The sequence below is a fragment of the Ruegeria sp. AG6 genome (genome assembly GCF_056541565.1).
Map to the genome: position 1 here is coordinate 1 of NZ_JBQFYQ010000015.1, position 17,291 is coordinate 17,291.

The window sequence follows — 17,291 nt, forward strand, 5'->3', positions numbered from 1 at the left end:
CGCAGATCCAATGATCCCGAACGCATGCTCAATCCCGTGCATCTGCAAAACCTTAACAAAGGCCTCTTCCGTCGTCATTTTCATAAGGGTGCTCTCCAACCAAGAGTGAGTGAAACCGGGCACTGCACCCGGCGTTTGATATGGTTTTGGCGCAAGGGTGCGACCTGCGTTAGGGCCAAAACGAAAGCCGGATTAGGTCCAGATAAGGCTCAAACGGCCCGAATTGCGTCTGCGATCAGTTTCACGCCGGTCGCGATGCGGTTAGTTGGAATTGAGGAATAGCCCAGGCGATAGAAATTCTGTGGTCTGTCCGGCCCCGAGAAGAACGGTGCGCCGGGTTCGATGTGAACACCCTGGTTTTGCAGTCTTAATGCCAGTTGAGTTGTGTCGACATGCTCAGGGGCTGACATCCACAGTGAAGAGCCGCCAATCACACCCCGTCCAGCCACGGTCAGCCCACTTTCCGCGATGGCTTTGTCCATCGCGTCGCGCCGCTCTTGCAAGGCCTTTGACATACGCCGAATTTGCGCGTCGTAGTGGCCCAGCGACAGGAAATACGCCGCCGTGCGCTGAATGTGGCCTGGTGGGTGACGCAGAACCAATGAACGCAGTGCGCGTGCCTCGCGGATAAAGGGCTCTGAGCCGACCATGTATCCAAGTCGCAATCCTGGAAACAGCGACTTGGAAAAACTGCCGACGTAGATCACGCGCCCATCCCGATCCATGGATTTCAGCGCCGGCGAAGGGGCGCCTCGGAAGGCCATTTCAAACTCATAGTCATCCTCGACGACCATCGCGTCGAGTTCGCGTGCTCGGTCCAGCAACTGGTTGCGGCGGTCGATCGGCATCGTCGCGGTTGTCGGGCTTTGATGGCTGGGGGTGGTAAAGATGACGTCTGCTTCGTCGGGAATCGCCTCGGGCGGCAGACCGTCCCGGTCCACACTCAAGGGCGTGACCGCACAGTCCCAATGGTTCAGAAGGCTTCGCAGCGCATAGTAACATGGGTCTTCTATGACGGCCGTGCGATTGTGGGTCAGCAAGATACGCGATGCCAGCCAGAGCGCGTTCTGCGCGCCAAGAGTGATCAGGATCTCTTCGGGGCGGGCCGCGATGCCTCGGCGTGGTAGAGTGTGACGGGCAATAAACTCGATCAACAACGGATCATCCTGATCCACGTAATCGCCGGTCAGCGAATCGAAGTCCTTATGTCCCAACGCGCGGACGGCGCATAACCTCCAGTTGGCGTGGTCAAACAAGGTTCGGTCAGCCTGCCCGTAGATGAACGGATAACGGTATTCTCGCCAGTCGCTGGGTTTTGGCAGCACGTCGCTGTCCAGAAAGCGACGCGCCAGTGCCTTGTCCCAGTCAACGGATTCTGTGCCGCGCTGGACAGGCGAATACTTGGGGGGGACAGGTGCGTTTTGCGAAACGTAATACCCGGACCGTCCCTTGGCGGTCAGGTAGTCATTGGCCAACAGTTCGGTGTAGGCCAATGTCACCGTTATTCGGCTGACCCCCAGATGCGCGGCCAGTTTGCGTGACGAAGGGAGTTTTTCTCCGACGTGAAAGCGACCGGACAAGATGCCTTCGGCAATCATCTGCTGGATCTGGGCCTGCAATGTGCCCTGACCATTGAGCTCAAGAAAGAATGTATCGACCGAAATCCCCATGCCTGCTTATAGGGTGGACTTAAGGCCGGGGCAATCTGGACTTACATCGCAGTCACGAAATTTTGTCGGCGGGGTTGACCGGAGAGTTCCTTCGGACTAAATAACTAGAAAACTAGTTTAATGGTGATAGTGGATGTGGGAAGCTGCTGCTGCCGGATTTTCTGCCATGGGCTCTGAAGCTCGGCTGAAAGTCCTCAAGACGCTGGTCCGGGCTGGCAAAGCCGGATTGACCGTTGGCGAGATACAGGACCGGACCGGGATTGCCCCGTCGACCCTGGCCCATCACCTGCGGTTTCTCGCGGCCGGTGGAGTGGTCGAACAGGAAAAGGTCGGTCGAACCACGATCAACCGCGCCAATTACGACGAATTGAGAAATCTGGCGCAATTCATTCTCAGCGAGTGCTGCGCTGACGAAGTTGGAAAGGCTGCGAACGATGGCTGAATTGACACAGAACCCGCGCATGACTGCCAAAATGGCGCTGGACCTGATCAAGACACCCTGGACGCTGATCGTCGTCATTCTGGCGGCGGTGGCAATCCTGGATCCCGGAAACTTGCCCGAGGTGGTGACATTTGCAGCCAAGGCTCTGGCGCATACAGGGCAATATATTCTGTTTGCAGTGCTTCTGCTGTCTTACCTCAAGGCGACCGGCGCCGAGGTGATGGTGGCGCGTGCCTTTGAGGGGCGCGAGACCCGGATGATCTTTCTGGCTGCCTTGTTCGGTGGTCTTGCCCCCTTCTGTTCTTGCGAGGTTATTCCCTTCATTGCGGGTCTTCTGGCCCTTGGTGCGCCGTTGTCCGCGGTCATGGCGTTCTGGCTCAGCTCACCCTTGATCGATCCGCCTACGCTTTTGATTACCGCCGGTGCGCTGGGATGGCCCTTTGCCATCGGCAAGGCTGTTGCGGCGGTTGCGCTTGGCCTGTTCGGCGGGTTCGCGGTTCGGTTGCTTATGCGCAATGGCGCGTTTGCCCAGCCTTTGCGCGAATACAAGCCCTCCGGGTGCTGCGGATGTGGTCCGAAAACGGATACCAAGCCGGTCTGGACATTCTGGCAGGAGCCCGAGCGTCGCGCCCGGTTCCGTTCGGAATTCGTGCACAACGGTCTGTTCCTGTTGAAATGGCTTGCGCTGGCTTATGTCCTCGAGGCGCTTTTGGTCAATTATATCCCCGCCGACCTGATCGCCGGCGTGGTTGGCGGAGAAGGCGTGCTGCCGATCGTCGTTGCTGCGCTGGTGGGTATGCCGGCATACCTGAACTCGTACGTGGCGCCGCCTTTGCTGGCAGGGTTGATGGAGCAAGGTATGACAGCGGGTGCGGCCATGTCGTTCATGGTTGCCGGTGCTGTCAGTTCCATCCCGGCGATGGCTGCGGTCTGGTCATTGGTCAAACCACGTGTCTTTGCAACCTATCTGACCCTGGGGGTCGGTGGCGCAATCGTGGCTGGTATCATCTTTCAATTGGTATGAACGCAAAAACCGCCCGGTGTCACATCGGGCGGCTTCTATCCGTTCGGTGCCGTCGATCAACTACCGTCGCACAGACGTGGCAGTTTGAGCCGGTACCGGGCTTCTCCGCTTTCGAGGTAAACGCGTTTTTCGATACAGGCCGTCGTGCCCACTGTCTGCGAAATCTGCGCATCTGTAGACGTAATCGATGTGGCGGACCCATCCGGCAAGCGGACAGATGCCACGACGCCGTTCTTCAGATCTCCGTTCACCGGAGTTGCAGACAGAACCGGGACGGTCAGAAACGCCTCATGCTCGTGTTCGCCTTCATCCCCCAGCAGAAACAATGTCGTGACGATGGCAATCATGACAACGCCGCCGGCCAGACCAAGCCCCCACGTTTTCAGAAAGGCATAAATCGTGACGGCGCGATGCGGGCCAAATACCGCAGATAGAACGTTCAGCATGGCAAGTCCGTGAAAAAAGCCCCAGCCGTCATGGCCGAGGCTGTTTGCGCGTTACGGGCGAAGATCGTCTTCGTCTTCGTCATCCGCCCCACCCTTGGGCAGGTTGAAAAAGCTGTCTGCGTCGATGATCGGCTCGTCGTCTTTCTCTTCCGACGGTTCGTCGGACAGCGAGAAGGTTTCCAGACCTTCAATTGCGGTCGGGATTTTCGGCGCTGCGTCCATTTCCAGCGACTGCTCGGTCGAGACCAGCTTGCGACGTTCGTCATCGCTCATCACGCCGCCTTCAGCCGCTTTCTTGGCCGCCGCTTTCTGCACGGCCGTGTCCAGTTCGGACTGTTTGCACAGACCCAGAGCAACCGGATCAATCGGCTGCATGTTGGCGATGTTCCAGTGCGTGCGTTCGCGGATCGACTGGATGGTGGGTTTGGTGGTGCCCACCAGCTTGGCAATCTGGCCGTCGCTGAGTTCCGGGTGGAACTTGACCAGCCACAGGATCGAGTTCGGACGGTCCTGACGTTTCGAAAGCGGCGTGTAGCGCGGACCACGGCGCTTTTCCTCGCCGGCGGCCGATGGGTTGAACTTGAGCTTCAGCTTGTGAAGCGGGTTGTTCTGTGCCGCGTCGATTTCTTCCTGGGTCAGCTGGTTGTTGGCGATCGGGTCAAAGCCCTTGACGCCGGCGGCGACGTCGCCATCAGCGATACCCTGCACTTCCAACTCGTGCATTCCTACGAAATCCGCGATCTGCTTGAAGCTGATCGTGGTGTTGTCCACCAGCCATACGGCGGTTGCCTTGGCCATAAGCGGTTTTGCCATCAGCCCGTCTCCTATACATACATCTGTCCCGTCGCCGGAATTCGGCGGCCCCTTGGTTTTGGGGCAGGTTTCCGTTGTCGGGGAACTTGGCCCGTATATAGTCGCGCAAAGGCAAGAAGGGAAGAGGCGAATGCGCCAAGGGATTACGGGGCTGGTTTTGTGGGTCTTGAGCGCGGTCGCTGCGCCGGCCGAGGGCGAAAAGGCGGGCGAGTTCGATTACTACGTGCTGTCGCTCAGTTGGTCGCCCAACTGGTGCGCCCGCGAAGGTGACGCGCGCGGCTCGGATCAATGTGACGATCGGCATGATCACGGCTGGATACTGCACGGGCTATGGCCACAGTTCCATCAGGGCTGGCCGTCCTACTGCCGTACCCCGGAAGGCCCACCTTCGCGACGCACGACGCGGGAAATGGAGGACATACAAGGCAGTTCCGGCCTTGCTTGGCATCAATGGAAGAAACACGGCACATGCTCGGGATTGTCGGCATCCGACTACTTTGCCTTGTCCCGGCGGGCTTACGAAGCCGTCAAGCGCCCTGCGGTGTTCCGCAAGCTGGATTCATCCGTCAGACTGCCGGCTTCAGTGGTCGAGGAGGCATTCCTGAAGGCCAACCCGGAGTTGGAGCGCGACATGATCACGATCACCTGCAAACAGGGCTATATCGAAGAAGTCCGCCTGTGTCTGTCCCGCGATCTTGATTCAGTACCCTGTGGCCGCGACGTGATCCGCGACTGCACGGCCAAGGACGCGCTGTTCGATCCGATTCGTTAAAGCTTTTTGTTCTGGCAATCCCGCGCATAGTCCAGCGCCTTGGCGGTGCCTTTCAGATCGATGGCCATCACCACCTCACCTGCCGGATTGTAGACGGTCATCGTTTTGTTCTGAGCGATGGCGTTCACAAAGCTCCGGTCAGTGAAAAACACGGTTGCGCCCGGCACGTCGCGTTCGTTGAACCCGATGGCCGTCGCATCATAGCTTTTGCCGTCCAGATCAAAGCGGATCGGATAACTCTCACCCTGTTTAATGTCGCCCCATGCCTTGTTGTACACGGCGAAATACCCACGATTGCCCAAGGCATCATAGCCCAGCCGCACCACCGAGAGATCCTGATACACCGTCTGGATCAGGCACCCGTTGCCAAGCGCGGGGTCCATCATGATGTTCCAGCCGTCGACAAAGCCCTTGTCGATGAGGTCTTGGGCTAGGGCGGAGGTGGCTGTCAAAGCGGCGAAGGCGAGGGCGAGAAGGCGGGTCATAGCATATCCACAAATCAGACAATCTATTCATGGCATTGTAAATTGTTGTAGAAGTTAGACAATCCATTTATTTCCCGCGGGCCGTGTCAGGTCTCCTCGCCGTTGGAACAGATCTCAAGTCTCAGGTTAACAATTGCCTGGTTTGGAACGTCTTCTGAATTCAGCGATCCTCCGACAGCAAACCATTCGGAGTATTCAGGGTTAATGCAATCAACGTATAGAACGCCGAAAAAATCGCCATACTTACCTTCACCGCGAACATAGACGTGCCTGTGTGTTTGTTCATCATACCTTTTGTCTTCTGGAATTGCGCTCCACCATTGTTTGTATGGCGGCGGTAAATCGTGCGTGTCTTCGAATAAGTAGAGAGTTTCAGCGGCAATAGGCGAGGCGAAAGCACCAACAATTGCAAAAAAAACGCTAAGTGTTTCATCGTGTTTGATAATCCGTGGAATTAACAGAAAGAAACTCATCCAATAACTGTACAGCTGTCAAGCTAGTTACCGCGATACTTGAGCGTGTATCGTGCGTTGCGCTGGCGCCGCCTAGCGCAAAGGCCTCGCGAAAAAAGAACCGGTAAGTTAGAGCTACAGTTCCTTCCGCGCCCGCAGCGCGGCCGTGATCGTCCCGTCGTCCAGATAATCCAGTTCGCCGCCAATCGGCACACCCTGCGCCAGCGAAGTCAGGCGGACCTGTCCCTCAAGCTGATCGGCGATGTAGTGGGCGGTGGTCTGGCCATCGACGGTGGCGTTCAGCGCCAGGATGACTTCGGAAATTCCTTCGGCCACAACCCGGTCCTTGAGGCGGGGAATGCGCAGCTCGTCGGGGCCGACTCCGTCCAGCGCCGACAGCGTGCCGCCCAGAACGTGATAGCGCCCTTTGAATACTCCGGCACGCTCCATCGCCCAGAGGTCGGCGACGTCTTCGACCACGCACAGCTCGCCGGTCGCTCGGGCCTCGCTATTGCAGATGTCACAGATATCGGTGGTGCCCACATTGCCGCAATTCAGGCATTCGCGGGCGGTCACGGCGACTTGCTGCATGGCATCAGACAGGGGCGTCAGCAGCAGGGCGCGTTTTCGGATCAGGTGCAGAACCGCGCGGCGGGCCGAGCGCGGGCCCAGACCCGGCAGTTTGGCCATCAGGTCGATCAGGTTGTCGATGTCGCTGTTCGAACTCATGGCCAATCCTGCATTGCGCCGGAGGGAGCCTCCGGCGGGAGTATTTGGGAAAAGATAAAGCTCAGAACGGCAGCTTGATGTCTTTGGGCAGGCCCATGCTTTCGGTCAGCTTGGCCATTTCAGCCTGCGAACGTTCGGTTGCCTTGGTCTGCGCATCCTTGATGGCGGCCAGGATCAGGTCTTCGACCACTTCCTTGTCATCGCCGTTGAAGATGGAAGGGTCGATATCCAGACCTTTGAGTTCACCCTTGGCCGTCGCCGTTGCCTTGACCAGGCCTGCACCGGATTCGCCGACAACCATCATGTTGTTCAGCTCTTCCTGCATTTCGGTCATCTTGGTTTGCAGGTCCTGCGCGGATTTCATCATCTTGGCCATGTCGCCCAGACCGCCAAGCCCGCCGAGTCCTTTCAGCATAGTATTCTCCTGTGTCTCCGTTTGCGCTCTAGATACGGGCAGCAGCGACATGGCACAAGGGTTCTCCCGCCGGTCGGAGGCTCATCCGTTCCGGTCGGCATGTTGATCAGCGCAGGCGTCAGCAGGAACGTGCTAACCATCTGCGACACCATATTTGCCAGCAGGCCCGGCAAGCGCAGATCGTCCTTGGCGCGCATATGGTCTGCTGCCGAGACTGATCACACAGGGCAAAGAAAATCTGGGCGCGGTTCGAATGGCTACGCGGCATCCGGATCAGAATTGTCACGGGCCGCCTTCCGCTGGCCGGTGTCGCAACAAACGATCTGAGACATGCGGGCGGATGTGTTCGATCGAAACCTCGGTCAGCTTCGTTTGAAACGGGGGGTGACGGGCCGCGGGGTCAGTCTTCCTCGAACGGGTCCCACTCGTCTTCCACCTCGGGAAGCGCTTCGGTCTCGACCTTGGCGGCGCGTTGCTCCGGCGTTTCGATCCTAGTGATTTTCGCCTTTGGGAATTGCGCCAATACCGCCTGCACCAAAGGATGTTGTTCGGCCTCGGATTTCAGTGCGAGCTCGGCCTCATCCCTGACTTCTGCAATCGTGGGGGCTTCTCCGTCCGAGACGATCGAGACAGCCCACCGATTTCCTGTCCAGCGTTGCAAGGCAGTGCCCAGTCGTGGCGCCAGATCCGCCGGTGCCTGGGTGGCGGGTGTGAATTCGATTCGTCCGGGTTGATAGGAGACGAGGCGCACGCCGTTTTCCACCTCGACCAGCAACTTTACGTCGCGATTGGTCCGGATCAGTTCCACCACGTGGTCGAAGGTCGGGTAATGGGCAAGGGCCGTCTGGGCATCCTGCGCCAGGGCTGCAACCGGTGCGCCACCGGAACCGCGAGGGGACGGCGCGTAGGCAGGTGGATGGGTCGCGCCAGCCGGCGCCGGACCGGCGCCCGGTCGGGATATCGAAACGCCGCCATTGGGCCCGCCCGGCGGTGGTGGCGGGGCATCTTGCAACCGTTTGATCAGCTCTTCGGGGCTGGGCAAATCCGCCACATGGGTCAGGCGAATAACGGCCATTTCAGCGGCCATCATGGCGTTGGGCGCAGCCGAGACTTCCTCGAGCGCCTTCAGCAGCATTTGCCACATCCGGGTCAGAACCCGCATCGGCAGAGCCTCGGCCATGTGTTGGCCCCGGGTCCGTTCATCCGGAGAAACCGTCGGATCCTGCGCCGCGTCAGGCGTGATCTTCACGACGGACACCCAATGCGTGATCTCGGCCAGATCGCGCAGCACCGCCAGCGGGTCTGCGCCTTCGGCGTATTGGCCGCTCAACTCGGTAAGTGCTCCGGCGGCATCGCCGCGCAGGATCATATCCATAAGGTCCAGAACCCGGCCACGGTCTGCCAGTCCAAGCATTGCACGGACCTGATCGGCGGTCGTCTCGCCAGCCCCATGCGAAATCGCCTGATCCAGCAACGAGGTCGCATCCCGGGCCGATCCTTCCGCTGCTCGGGTGATCAGCGCCAGCGCGTCTTCGGCGATCTGGGCGTTTTCCGCTTCGGCGATCTTGCGCAGCAGGCCAATCATGTCTTCGGGTTCGATCCGGCGCAGGTCGAAACGCTGGCAGCGGGACAGCACAGTGACAGGGACTTTGCGGATTTCAGTGGTTGCGAAGATGAACTTCACATGCGCGGGCGGTTCTTCCAACGTCTTGAGCAGCGCGTTGAACGCGCTGGTCGAGAGCATATGAACCTCGTCGATGATGTAAATCTTGTAACGCGCGCTGGCGGCGCGATAGCGGACACTGTCAATGATCTCGCGGATGTCGTTGACGCCCGTACGGCTGGCGGCGTCCATCTCCATCACGTCGACATGGCGGCCTTCCATGATGGCGACACAATGTTCACACTGACCGCAGGGTTCGGTCGTGGGGCCACCGGTTCCGTCGGGTCCGATGCAGTTCATGCCCTTGGCGATGATCCTTGCGGTCGTGGTTTTGCCGGTGCCGCGAATGCCGGTCATGATGAAGGCCTGCGCGATCCGGTCGGCCGCGAACGCGTTTTTCAGGGTGCGCACCATGGCATCCTGACCCACCAGATCGGCAAAGGTTTCCGGGCGATACTTGCGGGCGAGAACCTGATAGGCGGGGCTGGAGCTGTCTGTCATGTCTTCTCGTTGGGATTCGGTGCTTGGGCACAGCGTAGTGGCCACCGTTGCCCGCGTCCACAGCGTGGCGCGATGATTTTTGATTTAGAAACGAGTCGCTTTCGCACTAAACTGCATCAGCGGATTTAATGGCTCATTTTTGTAAAGAGTTCTTTGGGGAGGACAGGATTCATGTCGCAGTTGGTGATCTATGCCCTGCAAGTCGGTGGCGGAACGCTGGCGCTGACCTCGATGCCCGGACGCGGCGGAGATTACTCCAGCGATCTGGATATGATCGCAGCGTGGCAGCCGGGGCTTGTTGTTTCGATGACGACGGATGTCGAAATGCTTCAGGACGGGGCGCAGGAATTTGGAAGCGATATTCAAAGCCGCGCCAGCCGATGGGTTCACCTGCCGATCGAAGATTTCGGAGCGCCGACAAAAGCGATTGATGACGCGTGGCCGTCCGTCAGCGCCGCGGCCCGGCACGCGCTGTCCGGCGGAGGTCGCGTATTGGTACACTGCCGCGGGGGCTGTGGCAGGTCAGGTATGATTGTCCTGCGGCTGATGGTCGAATGCGGCGAAGGCGCGGACACGGCGCTGCAACGATTGCGGGCGGTGCGCCCTTGCGCCGTCGAAACGGATGCGCAACTGGCCTGGGCCTCTCGGCGTGCCCAGGCACAGGTCAGTCTGGACTCAGATTGAAATCTGCGCGGGCGCGCAAGCAGGTTTTCGAGGCCGGATCGTAGAAACTTCGATCATCGCGCAGGGTAGGGTTTTCACGACGCCGGATGGCATCGCACTGAACGTGTTTCCGAAGATCAGGTCGGCATAGCCGTTCAGCGGCTCAATCGCGGTTTCGGGCTGCGTCCCGCAAAAGACACGAATGCGGTCTGATTGCGCGCGGAAAATTGCATGACATCCTTCGCTGCAATGTGACAGCGCGCTGCTGCCCTCAATCTCGAAATCGTCACTTGTGGCCGAGGTCGCCTGGGCCATGGCTTCGGATATCGAGCGCGCCAGCCGCGCCAAAGCGGGACAGGTTTTGCCCGTCCGCTGACATACTGTTGCACTGAATTCATGTGTCTTTGTCTTCCAGATCATCCTGCGCCCTCCGCGCTTGGTGGACAGGATATTTGGGACAGGTGGGACAGCGTGATGCCGTCAGGACCTGCCCGGACACCCCGCCCGAGTTTCGGTTTCGTTTCCGATGGCAGGTCTCCTGACTTGCGGGTCATCGCTTTGCCGACCTTCCCAGCCTTTGGGCCAGTGGTGTTTCGGCATCGCTTACCGCTTACAGTTGCGGGGGCAGTCGCGGATTTGGTTGTTGCCTGCATGACCAGACATTACCGCACCGTGTTCCCTTTTCATCCCGACCCCTTGTGGAGGCCGGAAACCATCACACAACCGCTAGCGTTTGAGCACGCATCGAGTCAAGCCGATCTTTTGACCGGACGCTTGGTCATGCTGGATACGGTGTTGGTTCATGCATAGTGTCGAGGGCGTTGAGGTTCGGAAACCGGATTTACCAAGCGCAAAGCCAGAGATCATGTTGGACACAGAGCAAACGGTAATGACCGAAGAATTTCGCTTTCCGTCCGGGCAGAAAACACTGTCTGCCCGGTTGTACAGCCCGCTGTCTTCGCCCGAAATCGTCGTCGTGCTGAACAGTGCAACGGGTGTGCCGCGCGATTATTACCGTCATTTCGCACGATGGCTTGCTGCCGAGCAGGGTATGGCCTGCCTGACCTATGACTATCGCGATTACGGGCATTCCTTGACCGGCCGCCTGAAAGATTCGCGTGCGACCATGGCGGATTGGGCCTTGATCGACATGCCCGCGGCACGGGCAGAAATGCGCAGACGGTTTCCCGATTCGCAGCATTGGACCATCGGCCATTCGATCGGCGCGATGTTGGGGCCTGTGCAGCCGGATATCGATCTGATTGATCGCATGATCTGTGTGTGTTCGGGGCTGGTAACCCTAAGCGACCATCCATGGCCCTATCGTGGTTTGGCAGGATTGTTCTGGTATGGTCATGCCCCGCTTTTGGCCCGAGCCCTTGGCTACCTTCCCGGAAAGGCGATCGGGTTCGGCTCGGATCTGCCGGCATCGGTCTATTGGCAGTGGCGCAAATGGTGTACGGCGCCTTTGAACTATGTGCCTGAAATCGGGCATGAGTTACCTGCGGCGCAGTGGAAGGATTCTGGAACGCCCGTGGATTTGTTCACCTTCGAGGACGACCAGATGGTGCCGCCGGAAGCGGTTTGGCGGCTTGCGGATCTTTACGGCCCCGATGCCAACCGCCACCTGCTGAGCCCTGCCGATTTCGGGTTGCCCGAGGTTGGTCATATCGGAGCATTTGCCCGGCGCAATGCAGCGGTTTGGCCGCGACTGATCGCTTGATCAGACGCGGCGCAGGACGGGCCGGGCACCGCCCAACGATCACCGGTTGCGAAGTTTCTTTTCCTTCATGACGCCACGGACCATCTTGCCGAACGCTTTGTCCCGCGCCCGGGACTGCGCGACGGTTTCAGAATTGCGCTGATCTTCGCGCCGAAGCTTGCGCCACCGGTCCAATCGAGCCGGATCAAGCGTGCCGTGGCTTATTGCCTTTTGCACGGCACATCCGGGCTCGGAGCTGTGCTGGCAATCCGAAAAACGGCAGTCCCGGCTCAACTCGGCAAGGTCCGAGAAAACGTCGTCGATCCCGTCCCGAGCGTCCAGCAGGCGCAACGCGCGCATTCCGGGTGTATCGATCAACCAGCCACCGTTGCGCATCCGGTGCAATGCGCGTGCGGTCGTCGTGTGCCGGCCCCGCGCGTCATCCTCGCGAATGTCCGAGGTGGCGAGATCCTGATCGGTCATGGTATTGGCAAGTGTCGTCTTGCCAACGCCCGACGATCCAACCAGCGCTCCGGTCTGGCTTTTGGGGCACCAGGACAGAACCTTTTCAACCTCTGCCGGGTCCAGCGCGTTGATCGCCAGAACCGTCAGGAACGGATCCAGAGATTGCACCTGCCCCGAGAAACTGTCGGGGTCCGCCGATTTGTCGGCCTTCGTCAGAACAACGACCGGGTAACACCCGGCCTGATGCGCGAGCGCCAGATATCGTTCCAGCCGGGGCAGTTTGAAATCGGCATTGCACGAGCTGACGATGAACAGCACATCGACATTGGCTGCGATCAGTTGCGTCGCGGCGCCTGTACCCGCGGCGCGTCGGTGCAGCAGGCTGCGCCGGTCGAGCAAATGGCGCACGCGTTTGTCGTCATCGGCGAGAACCCAATCGCCAACAGCATAGCTGCCGGTCGTTTGATCGGGGGTCAGTAACGGGACTTCGCCGTCAGGGTTAAGCCCTATCAGGCGGTCCCGATGAACGGAAGTGATGCGAAAAGGCGTGCAGGAAGGATAAGCCGCGTGTTGCGCGGCAAAGTGAGAGGACCATCCCAGGTCCGAAAGTGCAAGAAACATTGGTTTGCCTGTCGTCAGAAACAGCACTCCCGACGGATGGCGATCGCTCATCCCCGGGTCATGTGTTCAGGCAGTCAGTCGATACCGTGAGGTCAGAACCGTGCTGCCCGAAGGATCTTTGCTACAATCATAAAGCCCTCCTGCGGCCAAGGTTCGTAAAGTGAGAGGTTGGACATCGACCCAAGCGGGGCTCGTTGTGGCTGCTTCCTTCCGGACCTGACCAGGTTGGCGAGGCGCTCGCCCGCGCCAACCTCTCGACTCTGGATATAGGGAAGGCTTCGGCAAAAGACAACCCGTCAGAGCGTCAGCCGAATGCGAGCAAAACCGTTTTCGTCAGGTTCCAGAATCTTGGGGGCAAACCTGTTCAATTCGTCAACATACTTCAAAGCACCGGGACCGGTCCGAAGAATGGTCGTCACCCCCGATTTCGGCATCAGAGAGAACGGGTAAGGTTGCCGGGCCAATGGGTCGGGTGGCAGGCGGTGCGTCATGTAGTCCCGCAAAATGTCCCGGATATCCAGCGGGGGCAGATCGATGGCCAGGGCCGACGACACATGCGGGAAATGTCCGCCCCCGCTTGCGCGATAATTATCGAGCGCGACGACAAATGCCTGATCGGGTTGCACGGCTTGGCCTGCGCAAGTCAGATGATGCACCCGCCTGTGGCCGGGATGGATCATTTGCCCCCCGACATCGTAACGCGCCGGTTGCGACGGGTCGATCTGATAGGACAAGCCAAAGATGACATCGAAATTGTATCCCGCCCGATCCCGGTCGAACAGCTCTGCCTCGGCGTCGGGGAATTGTTGGTTGAATGCGCTGGCTGACATCTCCAACCACTCCAGCAGCTGCGCGCCCGTGATCTGAACCGCGCGCAATTCGTTTGGAAAGACATGCAGGTCCGCCACGTGACGCAGACAGATTTCGCCGGGCGGCACGTCCGTATAGTGCCTGGGGCCAGAGCGTCCGCCGCATTTGGCCGGCGACGCGGCTGACAACAGCGGCAGCTCTGCAAGCGTGGTGCCGTGTAAAAAAGGGCGCAACATGGCTGCCTGTGCGGCGGCCACAAGCGCCAACCCACGATCCGGCGCACAGAAGCTGAAATAGCTGTGCAATGTGTCCGAGACGCGCGCAACGGGCGCGGCCATGTCCTGACGGGTCTGCTGATGTGCGGGTTCAACCAGATGCGCGAATTCCAAATCTTCGCCAATCGCGGTGCCGCCCACCGAAACCGGGCGCAATTCGGCGTGGCTGTCGACAACACGCAGCCCCGACTGGGGCTCTAGGGTAACGGCCAGATCGATTACTCCAAGATATGCGCCTGCCGAACCGGGCATGACAACCGGCGTTCCATGCACCAGCCCTTTCACGTAATCCACATTCGGGGTTTGCGCGCCGGTGCGTGCGGGAAGGGTCAGGTGCGTGTGCCCGGCGACGACAGCGTCGATGCCCTCGATCGCGGCCAGGGGAATAACGGCATTTTCAATGTCGGTCGCTGCGTCCGGGTGTCCAAGCCCGGAATGGGCGAGCGCCACGATCAGATCGCACCCCTTTTCGCGCAAGATACGCGTCAGGGACTGTGCCGCGACAACGATGTCGTCCGCCTCTACGGTTTCGTTCAGATTGTGTTCTTCCCAACGTGTTGTCTGCGGTGGCAGAACCGAAAACACGCCGACGCGAATGGGCACATCCTTGTCTCCCACCGACACGACACGGTCAAGGATCGCAAAACGCTGCCAAGATTGGTGTTCTCCGGACCGATGAAGATTGCCGCACAGAACCGGGCACGGGGCTTGTGCAAGGGTCTTGTCCAATGTCGGCAGCCCGAACCCGAAATCATGGTTGCCCAGACCAATCGCATCATAGTCCAGCGCCTTGAATGCCTGCATCATCGGGTGGGGATTGTCGTTCCGAACGGCCCATTCGCCCATCGGCGTTCCCTGAAGCGAATCCCCGTTGTCGAACATCAGCACCAGCGCGTCTGTGGCCTCGTGTCGGGCCTTGCGGATCAGGCTGGCGGTGCGTGTCAGCCCAAGCGTCGGGTCCGGTGTGTCCGCGTAATAGTCAAAACCAGTCAGATGCATATGCACGTCGGAGGTGGCAAGAATACGAATACGCCCACGGTCTTTTGTGGGTTGCACCTGCGTCGATGGGGTTTGCTTCACTTTTGTTGTTCTGCTTTTGAGTGTGGTAATGGGCTAAAATCATCAAAACGCAGTCTAGATGATTTTTCCGGGGCCGCCATGCGGCTTTTCGGTGGCGTGTCCCTGCGTTTTGCGCCTTGAATTGCCATTGCAACAGGGCCTGAGACATGGCAGCCCTGTGCGCAAGACCAGAAGGAATTCCAATGAAAAACGCAGAGCAGGTGACTTTCGGCGGCTCGGGCCTGAATCGGGCAGCGCATCTTCGTGGGGATTCAGAGAAGCTGTCCGAGATGGCGGGCGACCCTGCTGCGCGATGCATATTGTTGTGGCGAGGCAAGCTTCTGGTCGTGGGCGCGGCGCTGGATCAGCTTGCCCTGACGCAGATGACCCACCCGCTGGTATGCGATGGCACCGGCGGCGTGATCGAAGCACCGGTTTTTTTGGGCCTGAGCGCAGAGGGCGCACCCCTGTTTGCCGCAGATATCTCGGCTTGGGGGGCAGAGGGATTGGATCTGACCGGCCTGGGAGAGTTCGTGGACAGATCCGAACAGCAGCACCCGGACTTGCCTGAAGGGCATGTTTTTGCCGAGCTCCGCTGGATCATGGCGCGATTGTCGCCTCGTGATGCCGAGTTGGCCGCATCGGCCAAGGCGGTTGTCGGTTGGCACGAAACACATCGCTTCTGTGCTCGCTGCGGCGCAGCCAGCGATATGTCGCAAGCGGGATGGCAGCGCAGTTGCCCGTCATGCGGCGGGCAACATTTTCCGCGCACGGATCCGGTTGTGATCATGCTGATTACGCATGGGGACAGCGTGCTTATGGGGCGGTCTCCGGGTTGGCCCGAGGGAATGTTTTCCTTGCTGGCGGGATTTGTCGAACCCGGCGAAACGCTCGAAGCGGCGGTGCGCCGCGAAGTGATGGAAGAGGCAGGCGTACCGGTTGGTGCGGTGTCGTACCTGTCCAGCCAGCCCTGGCCGTTCCCGGCATCCCTGATGTTCGGATGCGCCGGCGAGGCCCTGTCGCGTGACATCGTTATCGATCCGGTCGAGATCGAAGAGGCGATGTGGGTCAGCAAATCCGAAATGATGCAGGCATTTGCCGGCGAACATCCCCGGTTGTTGCCGGCTCGCAAGGGGGCTATCGCTCATTTTCTGCTTCAGAACTGGCTTGCGGATACGCTGGACTGAAGAAAAACTGGTGAAGCCATAAACAGCAAAGGTCATTATGCAGTTTTCAGCGCGCGAAGATATCGAAGCCCCGATCAATTCGGTGTTCGACATGGTGTCGGATTTCGAAAGGTTCGAACGTATGGCGATGCGTCGTGGCATCGACGTGCGGCGTCTGGACACTGATGCGATGGTGGTTGCCGGCACTGAATGGAAAACCGAATTCAAGTTGCGTGGAAAGCCGCGCCAGATGTCGGTGGTGATGACGGATTTCGACAAGCCGTCGCAAATGCGGTTCGAGGCGGCCAGCAAAGGGATGACCGGCCTGACGACAGTAGATTTTCTGGCCTTGTCTCCGCGCCGGACACGCCTGAGCATCGAGATGTCCTTGGCCGCAAAGTCCTTGCCCGCGCGGTTGCTGTTGCAGTCCATGAAGCTTGGACAGTCAAAGTTCCGCAAGCAATTCCAGGTGCGGTTCAGCGAGTTTGCGCGTGAACTGGAACAGCGTCACCTGCACGGGCGTGAACGGCGTCCGCTGGGCTGATCGGGGCAAGGATTGGAAAAGAAACCTCGGATGTCGCACATTATTTTTCTGCATGGCGCATCAAACAGTGGAAAATCGACAATCGCGCGGGCTTTGCAGCAGAAGATAGAGAAGCCGTTCTGGCATATCTCGATCGACCACCTTCGCGATTCTGGTGTTCTGCCGCTGGATCGCTATCGCCGTGGCGAGTTCGATTGGTCCGACGACCGATCGACTGTCTTTGATGGGTTTCATCAGTCGCTAGCTGCCTACGCGGCCTCGGGCAACAATTTGATTTTGGAACATATTCTGGATACGCTGGGGTGGGACAAAGATTTGCGCGACCTCTTGCGCCCGTTTGATGTTCTGTTCGTAGCTGTCCATTGCCCGGTTCCCGAGTTGAACGCGCGCGAACGATTACGCGGCGACCGTCCGGTGGGAAGCGCCCAGCGGGACCAAACCATGATCCATGCTGGTAGAGTTTACGATATCGAGATTGATTCCATGGACGGCATTGAAGCCAACGTGCAGACAATTCTTCAGGCATGGCGCAGTGACCTGCGCCAATCGGAATTCAGCCAGTCTTTCGCGTGAC

The 17,291-nt window shown here is 59.2% G+C and carries 19 protein-coding genes, 1 other RNA gene and 1 riboswitch; of the genes, 8 read left to right on the forward strand and 12 right to left on the reverse strand.

Features of this window, described 5'->3' with window-relative positions; genetic code table 11:
• Window positions 1-209: 209 nt before the first annotated feature.
• Window positions 210-1,670: a MocR-like pyridoxine biosynthesis transcription factor PdxR gene (gene pdxR, locus ACR0I0_RS19305; RefSeq protein WP_171638305.1), complete on the reverse strand. Its 1,461-nt coding sequence runs from the start codon at window positions 1,668-1,670 to the stop codon at window positions 210-212.
• A 133-nt stretch (window positions 1,671-1,803) separates the two neighbouring features.
• On the opposite strand from pdxR, the gene ACR0I0_RS19310 reads away from it, so the two are divergent.
• Together ACR0I0_RS19310 and ACR0I0_RS19315 are read left to right on the forward strand one after the other, a co-directional pair.
• Complete coding sequence (locus ACR0I0_RS19310; RefSeq protein WP_171207031.1) at window positions 1,804-2,112, forward strand: ArsR/SmtB family transcription factor; 309 nt, start codon at window positions 1,804-1,806, stop codon at window positions 2,110-2,112.
• Window positions 2,105-3,136 carry a permease gene (locus ACR0I0_RS19315; protein WP_480492548.1) on the forward strand — a complete coding sequence of 344 codons (1,032 nt, stop codon included), beginning with the start codon at window positions 2,105-2,107 and terminating at the stop codon, window positions 3,134-3,136. Before ACR0I0_RS19310 ends, ACR0I0_RS19315 begins: the two co-directional genes overlap by 8 nt.
• Window positions 3,137-3,192: 56 nt before the next feature.
• Here the strand turns inward: ACR0I0_RS19315 and ACR0I0_RS19320 are convergent, their stop codons facing one another.
• Window positions 3,193-3,582: a hypothetical protein gene (locus ACR0I0_RS19320; RefSeq protein WP_171725100.1), complete on the reverse strand. Its 390-nt coding sequence runs from the start codon at window positions 3,580-3,582 to the stop codon at window positions 3,193-3,195.
• A 51-nt stretch (window positions 3,583-3,633) separates the two neighbouring features.
• Entirely contained in the window at window positions 3,634-4,395 is a 762-nt protein-coding gene (locus tag ACR0I0_RS19325) for a DUF1013 domain-containing protein (RefSeq protein WP_171638297.1), read from the reverse strand.
• Window positions 4,396-4,525: 130 nt separating this feature from the next.
• Here ACR0I0_RS19325 and ACR0I0_RS19330 point away from each other — a divergent pair, with 130 nt between their 5' ends.
• Complete coding sequence (locus ACR0I0_RS19330) at window positions 4,526-5,167, forward strand: ribonuclease T2 family protein (protein ID WP_480492549.1); 642 nt, start codon at window positions 4,526-4,528, stop codon at window positions 5,165-5,167.
• On the opposite strand, the gene ACR0I0_RS19335 is transcribed toward ACR0I0_RS19330, so the two are convergent.
• The 5 genes from ACR0I0_RS19335 to ACR0I0_RS19355 form a co-directional block, all read right to left on the reverse strand.
• Window positions 5,164-5,652 (reverse strand): hypothetical protein, encoded by a 489-nt coding sequence (locus tag ACR0I0_RS19335; RefSeq protein WP_171638293.1) that lies wholly within the window; start codon window positions 5,650-5,652, stop codon window positions 5,164-5,166. The genes ACR0I0_RS19330 and ACR0I0_RS19335 overlap by 4 nt on opposite strands.
• Before the next feature lie 86 nt (window positions 5,653-5,738).
• Window positions 5,739-6,125 carry a hypothetical protein gene (locus ACR0I0_RS19340; protein WP_171725102.1) on the reverse strand — a complete coding sequence of 129 codons (387 nt, stop codon included), beginning with the start codon at window positions 6,123-6,125 and terminating at the stop codon, window positions 5,739-5,741.
• Window positions 6,126-6,239: 114 nt separating this feature from the next.
• On the reverse strand, window positions 6,240-6,833 hold the full coding sequence (gene recR / locus ACR0I0_RS19345) for a recombination mediator RecR (RefSeq protein WP_171638289.1): 594 nt from the start codon (window positions 6,831-6,833) through the stop codon (window positions 6,240-6,242).
• 61 nt (window positions 6,834-6,894) lie between these two features.
• A complete protein-coding gene (locus ACR0I0_RS19350; protein WP_171725104.1) occupies window positions 6,895-7,248 on the reverse strand; it encodes a YbaB/EbfC family nucleoid-associated protein in 354 nt (117 codons plus the stop codon).
• 400 nt (window positions 7,249-7,648) lie between these two features.
• Complete coding sequence (locus tag ACR0I0_RS19355; RefSeq protein WP_480486543.1) at window positions 7,649-9,412, reverse strand: DNA polymerase III subunit gamma/tau; 1,764 nt, start codon at window positions 9,410-9,412, stop codon at window positions 7,649-7,651.
• 171 nt (window positions 9,413-9,583) lie between these two features.
• On the opposite strand from ACR0I0_RS19355, the gene ACR0I0_RS19360 reads away from it, so the two are divergent.
• Window positions 9,584-10,096 (forward strand): protein-tyrosine phosphatase family protein, encoded by a 513-nt coding sequence (locus tag ACR0I0_RS19360; RefSeq protein WP_171638284.1) that lies wholly within the window; start codon window positions 9,584-9,586, stop codon window positions 10,094-10,096.
• On the opposite strand, the gene ACR0I0_RS19365 is transcribed toward ACR0I0_RS19360, so the two are convergent.
• Window positions 10,088-10,495 carry a hypothetical protein gene (locus tag ACR0I0_RS19365; protein WP_480492550.1) on the reverse strand — a complete coding sequence of 136 codons (408 nt, stop codon included), beginning with the start codon at window positions 10,493-10,495 and terminating at the stop codon, window positions 10,088-10,090. The two genes, ACR0I0_RS19360 and ACR0I0_RS19365, sit on opposite strands and share 9 nt — an antisense overlap.
• 91 nt (window positions 10,496-10,586) lie before the next feature.
• Window positions 10,587-10,807: riboswitch (cobalamin riboswitch) on the reverse strand.
• Between the two features lie 157 nt (window positions 10,808-10,964).
• Here ACR0I0_RS19365 and ACR0I0_RS19370 point away from each other — a divergent pair.
• Window positions 10,965-11,798, forward strand: a complete 834-nt coding sequence (locus ACR0I0_RS19370; RefSeq protein ID WP_348539753.1) for an alpha/beta hydrolase family protein — start codon at window positions 10,965-10,967, stop codon at window positions 11,796-11,798.
• A 39-nt stretch (window positions 11,799-11,837) separates the two neighbouring features.
• Here the strand turns inward: ACR0I0_RS19370 and rsgA are convergent, their stop codons facing one another.
• The 3 genes from rsgA to ACR0I0_RS19385 all read right to left on the reverse strand — a co-directional run bounded on the left by rsgA (window position 11,838) and on the right by ACR0I0_RS19385 (window position 15,028).
• Window positions 11,838-12,914: a ribosome small subunit-dependent GTPase A gene (rsgA, locus tag ACR0I0_RS19375; RefSeq protein WP_245218231.1), complete on the reverse strand. Its 1,077-nt coding sequence runs from the start codon at window positions 12,912-12,914 to the stop codon at window positions 11,838-11,840.
• A 107-nt stretch (window positions 12,915-13,021) separates the two neighbouring features.
• An RNA gene (ffs, locus tag ACR0I0_RS19380) (signal recognition particle sRNA small type) lies at window positions 13,022-13,120 on the reverse strand.
• Between the two features lie 39 nt (window positions 13,121-13,159).
• On the reverse strand, window positions 13,160-15,028 hold the full coding sequence (locus ACR0I0_RS19385; RefSeq protein ID WP_480492551.1) for a bifunctional 2',3'-cyclic-nucleotide 2'-phosphodiesterase/3'-nucleotidase: 1,869 nt from the start codon (window positions 15,026-15,028) through the stop codon (window positions 13,160-13,162).
• Window positions 15,029-15,210: 182 nt separating this feature from the next.
• Between ACR0I0_RS19385 and nudC the strand changes: the two genes are divergently transcribed.
• The 3 genes from nudC to ACR0I0_RS19400 are packed head-to-tail and all read left to right on the forward strand — an operon-like array spanning window position 15,211 to window position 17,290.
• The gene (gene nudC / locus ACR0I0_RS19390) at window positions 15,211-16,194 is read left to right on the forward strand and encodes an NAD(+) diphosphatase (RefSeq protein ID WP_480492552.1); all 984 of its coding nucleotides are present in this window, start codon (window positions 15,211-15,213) and stop codon (window positions 16,192-16,194) included.
• Between the two features lie 37 nt (window positions 16,195-16,231).
• Window positions 16,232-16,717, forward strand: a complete 486-nt coding sequence (locus ACR0I0_RS19395; protein ID WP_480492553.1) for an SRPBCC family protein — start codon at window positions 16,232-16,234, stop codon at window positions 16,715-16,717.
• 30 nt (window positions 16,718-16,747) lie between these two features.
• On the forward strand, window positions 16,748-17,290 hold the full coding sequence (locus ACR0I0_RS19400; protein ID WP_480492554.1) for a chloramphenicol phosphotransferase CPT family protein: 543 nt from the start codon (window positions 16,748-16,750) through the stop codon (window positions 17,288-17,290).
• Window position 17,291: the final 1 nt, after the last annotated feature.